The organism is Escherichia sp. AM3 (genome assembly GCF_032029835.1).
In the GTDB taxonomy this organism is placed as follows: Bacteria; Pseudomonadota; Gammaproteobacteria; order Enterobacterales; family Enterobacteriaceae; genus Escherichia; species Escherichia coli.
This window is the reverse complement of sequence record NZ_JAVUPQ010000118.1, coordinates 1-5,378: the sequence shown is the minus strand read 5'-3', so window position 1 is coordinate 5,378 and position 5,378 is coordinate 1. Positions and strand designations below refer to the sequence as shown.

The 5,378-nt window shown below is 50.1% G+C and carries 9 protein-coding genes; all 9 read right to left on the bottom strand.

What is annotated here, in order from left to right:
- Positions 1-55 precede the first annotated feature (55 nt).
- Positions 56-733: a prepilin peptidase GspO gene (gspO, locus tag RTW80_RS22215; protein WP_000178161.1), complete on the bottom strand. Its 678-nt coding sequence runs from the start codon at positions 731-733 to the stop codon at positions 56-58.
- Entirely contained in the window at positions 733-1,194 is a 462-nt protein-coding gene (gene gspM / locus RTW80_RS22210) for a type II secretion system protein GspM (protein ID WP_001295161.1), read from the bottom strand. Before gspM ends, gspO begins: the two co-directional genes overlap by 1 nt.
- The gene (gene gspL, locus RTW80_RS22205; protein WP_001115238.1) at positions 1,191-2,354 is read right to left on the bottom strand and encodes a type II secretion system protein GspL; all 1,164 of its coding nucleotides are present in this window, start codon (positions 2,352-2,354) and stop codon (positions 1,191-1,193) included. Before gspL ends, gspM begins: the two co-directional genes overlap by 4 nt.
- Before the next feature lie 14 nt (positions 2,355-2,368).
- Positions 2,369-3,352 carry a type II secretion system minor pseudopilin GspK gene (gene gspK / locus RTW80_RS22200; RefSeq protein WP_001058522.1) on the bottom strand — a complete coding sequence of 328 codons (984 nt, stop codon included), beginning with the start codon at positions 3,350-3,352 and terminating at the stop codon, positions 2,369-2,371.
- Positions 3,345-3,932 carry a type II secretion system minor pseudopilin GspJ gene (gene gspJ / locus RTW80_RS22195; RefSeq protein WP_000610634.1) on the bottom strand — a complete coding sequence of 196 codons (588 nt, stop codon included), beginning with the start codon at positions 3,930-3,932 and terminating at the stop codon, positions 3,345-3,347. Before gspJ ends, gspK begins: the two co-directional genes overlap by 8 nt.
- Positions 3,925-4,302: a type II secretion system minor pseudopilin GspI gene (gene gspI, locus RTW80_RS22190; RefSeq protein WP_160192325.1), complete on the bottom strand. Its 378-nt coding sequence runs from the start codon at positions 4,300-4,302 to the stop codon at positions 3,925-3,927. Before gspI ends, gspJ begins: the two co-directional genes overlap by 8 nt.
- Positions 4,299-4,808 carry a type II secretion system minor pseudopilin GspH gene (gspH, locus tag RTW80_RS22185; RefSeq protein ID WP_001076046.1) on the bottom strand — a complete coding sequence of 170 codons (510 nt, stop codon included), beginning with the start codon at positions 4,806-4,808 and terminating at the stop codon, positions 4,299-4,301. Before gspH ends, gspI begins: the two co-directional genes overlap by 4 nt.
- A gap of 7 nt (positions 4,809-4,815) precedes the next feature.
- On the bottom strand, positions 4,816-5,253 hold the full coding sequence (gene gspG, locus RTW80_RS22180) for a type II secretion system major pseudopilin GspG (RefSeq protein WP_001202874.1): 438 nt from the start codon (positions 5,251-5,253) through the stop codon (positions 4,816-4,818).
- Positions 5,254-5,262: 9 nt separating this feature from the next.
- A partial coding sequence (locus RTW80_RS22175) for a hypothetical protein (RefSeq protein ID WP_312720215.1) occupies positions 5,263-5,378 on the bottom strand: 116 nt, incomplete at its 5' end.

Below are 5,378 nucleotides of genomic sequence, written 5' to 3'. Positions count from 1 at the left end.
CAAGCACAGATCCGCGAAGAAGGTTGAGCCGTGTCGGGAGGGAGAACCCTCCCGGTTAATAAGAGATCCAGGCCAGATACCCCAGGTTTATCATGCTGCCGAGCGCAAGCCACGGGCCGAATGCGATAGTGGTTATAGTCCGGCGTTGCAGAAGTTGTGAAACGATGGCGTAACCAATGCCACCCAGCGAGGCAATCAGCAGTATCATTGGCAACGTTTGCCAGCCACACCATGCGCCTGCAGCGGCCAGTAGCTTGAAATCACCGTAGCCCAATCCCTCTTTGTGACAAACTAACCAGACGCCCCAGTAAACACACCACAGCACCCCATAGCCCGCTACCGCGCCGTAAACCGCATCATGTAAATCAATTAATCCATACTGCGCATTAAATACCAAGCCAAGCCAGAGCAGCGGTAAGGTGAGTTTGTCGGGCAGGAGCTGAGTGCGAAAATCAATAACACTGAGCGTGAGTACGAAACAGAAATAGAGAAAGAGTGCGCCAGTCACGATGGGCGTGAAAGGTGCCAGGGCGCAGGCGATAGCAGCAGCAACACAAAGTATCAGGGGCACTGTATCATGCCAGGCATATTTTTTTTGCCTGAAATGAACCAATACCTGGCGAAACGTTAACGCCGTTTTATCCTCCAACGGCGAGAGGTGATAGGCGATGGCATTAACAAAATAACCTGCAATAAAACCAACCAGAATGAAGAGCGGCAGTAGCATTGTCATTATTGTTGCTCCCTGAAGGACAAATGCCTGAGGGTGATCTCTTCGTTTCCGGCAAGAGTAAACTGAAGGTCTTCAATAACAATACCGTATGTTACCTGTGCCGTAGTGAGCCAGCGGGAGACGTTTTCGAGGGGAGCTGTGACAGGATGAATTGTCAGAGTATTGTCCGGGCCGTTTTCCAGCGTGATAGCCAAATTCTCACGTTTTGCTTCCTCGAGAAGGATATTTTTGATGGGCTGCGTAAGCGCAGGATGACCGAGTAAACCATGGGTGCTCGCTTGATCCTGCATCCATTTGATGTCCTTCTTAATTTTTTGCGCGTGGGACTGATGCTCTGCAATGTAGGTATCTATCGGTTTTATCACCCCAAGCCAACAAAAAACGCCGAGCGAGAGAACCGCCAGTGCCGCAACGATCTGTTTTTCCGATGTGGATTTTTCTGCCCACCATGATTTAATCATTTCCCTGAGTTCCTTACTGTCCATACACCACTGACCGGATCTTTTTCTGTTTTTTCCATCGGAAGCCAGGACTGTGTTAACTCACAGAAACGATCGATATTAGCTTCACTCTTAGCACTCATTTTTAAGGTCAGCGACTTTTGCTTCTGGCTATAGTTCGCCTCCATTAACTGCAGTTCAGGGTGTTCCAGCAGAAGTGTTTGTAAATGATAGAGCAACGGCACAGCTTCAGGATATTGCTGAGCGAGTTGCTGCTTAAAGTAAAAACGAAAATTGTGGGTGCGTTTGATCTGCGGGAAATAACGTTGCCAGGTTTCTTGCTGTTGTTGCTGAAGTTGATCTTCAATCTTAAGCGTATGCCAGAGCGCGATGCTCCGGCTGCCAACAAAAGAAAGAATGGCGAGAACGAGACAGCTTACTGCCAGGCGGGCGAGCCATTTTCCCGATTTGCTTACAGTTTTCTGTTTACGAAAAATACCATGCAGCATGTCATAGCGCTGGAATGCAATATCGGCAGAATACAAACTCAGTGATGGTATTTCAGGATGCTGGATAAGTGGATTGGCCGCTGCAACGCCGTGAGGTACTACACCATAACAAAGCATATTCTCAGGCGGAAACTGGGCAGCAAGATGCTGTAACCAGTGTTCATCCAGTTCGTTGAAGGCATGTGCGGCACTGCGAATGAGCCAGCTTGTTTGCTGGTTAACCAGAGTCCAGCTATCTACTTCCCAGGGAAGATAGCAGCCATCTGGCAAAACCCGCGTCACGTTGAGTCCGGCAGTATGTAAACGCTCAAGATAGCGACTGAGTTTCTCCGACTGAATGCCTATCACCTCGACACTTTCGTTTTGTTTATCGACAACCGTCCAGTGCCAGTCCTGGGTGTTGTCGGGTAACGTCTCCTCTGCCAGCCATTGTAATGTTTGTGCGGTGAGTTTGTATTTGGCGTTGGGCAGCGTGAGGGAACGATATAAAAGGCCCTCTGGTGGGATCAAAAGATGAACATTTCCGGCACCGGGCTGATCGGCCAGCGACTCCAGCGGAAGATCGTCCGTGAGCGTATGTACCGAAGATACGCTATCTGCGGAGAACGTCATCCATTCCCAATGCTTACGCAGCGTCGAGGAAGAACGTATGACCATCAACGATTCAGGCATCACGATCCTTATGATTAGTAGAGTTGCAGCGTACGCCGATAGATTTGGGCGCTCTGCTGTTTACGGTTGAAAAAAATATGGCTTTGCCATCCCTGGGATTGTTCGTCGCTGATACTTTCCGTACTCAGCGTAAAATAGCGGCTATAGGGAAAGAGATGCCTTTTCACCTGAGCAACCAGTGGCTTCACACCGGAGAAATCCTGCTGCGCCCAGTAAAGAAATGCATCCGTGGTTAGCCAGCCTTCCCTCGGCCTTTTTTGCAATAAGACCCGAGCGTCAGCATCCGTGATGTTATTGAGGAATAACGCTCTGAAGAGCGGAATATCGTTCTCCGTTAGCATATTAAGATTGATGCTAAGTTCCGTGGTCGGGAGAACGCAGACATACGGGATAAGCCGCTGATAGATGTTTTCGGTTATGCCTTTTATCTGACGTAATTCGCCAGTCAGAAAAAGCATCTGATTGGCACTATGCCGGGGCGGCGTCTGGCTTTGGTAAAAGCTATCTTCTGCGCCGTGAAAGCGTGGTGAGTCATCGACATCAATATAGTCAGCGATTGATTGCACGATCTCATCGGTGTTTCCGCGATCGATACCGGCGTTAATCAGCAGCGCACTGAATACCTGGGCGGGGAAATCAGGGGAAGCCAGCGGGTCGTCAGAGATTTTTGCTAACGCATTGAGATTAAAACAGTGCTGGGCATCGCGTAACTGCCACTTCACTGTATTGCCATCTTCCAGCTGCAACTGTTGTGGCTGTGCCCAGTACTGCTGCAACGTGGTCTGTCTGTCGTTATCTTTAACGTCCTGGGTGAGGCTGGCAAGCGCAAGTTTCTCCGCCAGTTCAATATCATATTGCCGTTGCAGATGATGGTTTACCTGGCGGGTTCGCTGAAGCTGGCTGTGAAAACTGAGCGTCATGTCTGCTGCCAGAGCAGCCATGAGCGCCAGTAACATGAGTACAATGAGCAGCGCGACGCCGCGTTGTTCATTATTCATGGTTATTATTCCCGGCCTGCGTCTGAGCTGGCGACTCTTCTCTCGCTAACTGCTCAGGTAATGCAAAACGGCGCTGTAACCCCCCATATTGCTGAGTCTGCAGATGTAACGTGACTGAGAGAGGAAGTTCCTGGCTTTCCCCGCTGTTACTTTCCAGAAGAAAGCTCTCGACATGTTCCAGCATCGCCTGGGCGGGTTGATCCTTCCTGCCATCCACAGAAGTACGAACAGCACGGTAGAGCGTATGATTTCGCAGATACCAGTGAACAGTGAGTAAGGTTTGTGCTTCACTGAGAGGAGCCAGCGGATCGCGACTTTGCGTGGTAAAAATAGCTTCTTCACCCAACACCATGATTTTGTCCGTACTCCGATTCCTCCGGGCGACCAGTTGCAGGAGATCGTTATCAAGAATGGTGATGGTGCGCTGTAGCTGATTGAACTGCTGGATTTCTTTCTGTGAGCGTTGATGCAACTCGGAAGCTTGCGAAAAAATCATAAACGCCAGCACGCTAAGCATTGAGAAAATCGCCAGCGCCGCCATGACCTCCAGCAATGTGAAACCCTGCTGGCGATTAATCATCTTGTGCCTGCCCGGAGTTATTATCGATGCTTTGATAACGCGTAAGCGAGGTTGTCTGACCGCTGGGTAATGTCACCGTTATGGTGCGTTCCAGAAGCGTGCCGTCTTTGCTTGAGTGGATATCGCTGCGCCAGTTCCACTCTTCGCCATTTATTAACTCTTTGCCAGAACTGGACGTGTTTTCCTCGCCGAATGAATCTTGTGACTGAAGCTGGTTATCCGCTATCCACAATGCCAGCGTCTCGTTACGCATTCGCTCGATGGCATTTCGTTGCCCTTGCATACTGCTCATTAAAGTCAGAGCAACAGCGGTGAAAATACTCATCGCCAGTAAGACTTCAAGCAGTGTCATCCCTGATTGTTTGTTCATGGGCGGGTATCTCTGGCGAGCGTTTGATCCAGGGGCCATGAGCCTGAACAGACTAACGTCAGGAGCGGCTCACCGGTCCCGGCGTTAGCCATCAACAAAGAGAAGGGCGTGATTTGTCCGTCGGCCAGAATCACAACCTGTGGCTGGTTGCTGTCATCAGGTTTAAATGGCTGAAGATGAATTGAGAGTTCTTCATCCCAGTCATTTTGGCTCTCGTCTGCGGCATCTTCTTGTAATGGAACCCAGCGCCAGGCTGATGGTGTTTTGCCCGGTACCATAATGCGCCATGCTGAATCAGAGAAATGGATACCGACAGGCTGACCACTGAGCGTGGCGCGGTCGATGGCTAATTCAAGTGCAGCGGTAAACCGCGCCGCTGTTTCGCGCGCACGAGTGCTGGCGACATCCTCCCGGCCATATGTGAAGAGCACCACGCTTGCCGTGATAGCGACCAGCGCCAGCACCAGCATCATCTCCAGCAGGGTAAACCCGCGTTGCTGATTCATCGCTGACTTACTTTTTCTTCTTGCTCAAACCCCAGTTGGTGATGTCGTCCTCGGTTCCCATTTCACCATCGGGCCCTGCTGAAAGCAGATCGTATGCACCATGTTCACCAGGATTAACGAGGACATAATCATTGCCCCAGGGATCGGCAGGCAGACGCTTGATATAACCTTCCTTGTTATAGTTTGCGGCCAGCGGTGGCAGTGTCGGCGCTTCTACTAAGGATTCAAGCCCCTGATTTGTGGTTGGATAGTGATGATTGTCGAGTTTGTACATATCAAGGGCGTTTTCCAGCGCCACAATATCGCTGACGGCTTTTTGCTTATCCGCCTTTTCTTTATTGCCCATTAGGTTAGGAACCACCAGGCTGGCAAGTACGCCGATAATGACGATCACCACCATAATTTCCAGTAATGTAAAACCGCGTTGCTTATCCGTTGCGCGCATATGCTTTCCTTAATTAATCATTGAGTTAAGTTGAAGAAGAGGTTGGAGTACCGACACGACAATAAACAGGACGATCAGTGCCATCGTAATAATGAGTGCTGGCTCGAAGATGGAGAGCGTTAAGG

Coding starts and splice junctions, on each gene's coding strand:
- gspL (WP_001115238.1), bottom strand. CDS start 2,354: ATGCCTGAATCGTTGATGGTCATACGTTCTTCCTCGACGCTGCGTAAG.
- gspO (WP_000178161.1), bottom strand. CDS start 733: ATGACAATGCTACTGCCGCTCTTCATTCTGGTTGGTTTTATTGCAGGT.
- gspJ (WP_000610634.1), bottom strand. CDS start 3,932: ATGATTAATCGCCAGCAGGGTTTCACATTGCTGGAGGTCATGGCGGCG.
- gspG (WP_001202874.1), bottom strand. CDS start 5,253: ATGCGCGCAACGGATAAGCAACGCGGTTTTACATTACTGGAAATTATG.
- gspH (WP_001076046.1), bottom strand. CDS start 4,808: ATGAATCAGCAACGCGGGTTTACCCTGCTGGAGATGATGCTGGTGCTG.
- gspK (WP_001058522.1), bottom strand. CDS start 3,352: ATGAATAATGAACAACGCGGCGTCGCGCTGCTCATTGTACTCATGTTA.
- gspM (WP_001295161.1), bottom strand. CDS start 1,194: ATGATTAAATCATGGTGGGCAGAAAAATCCACATCGGAAAAACAGATC.
- gspI (WP_160192325.1), bottom strand. CDS start 4,302: ATGAACAAACAATCAGGGATGACACTGCTTGAAGTCTTACTGGCGATG.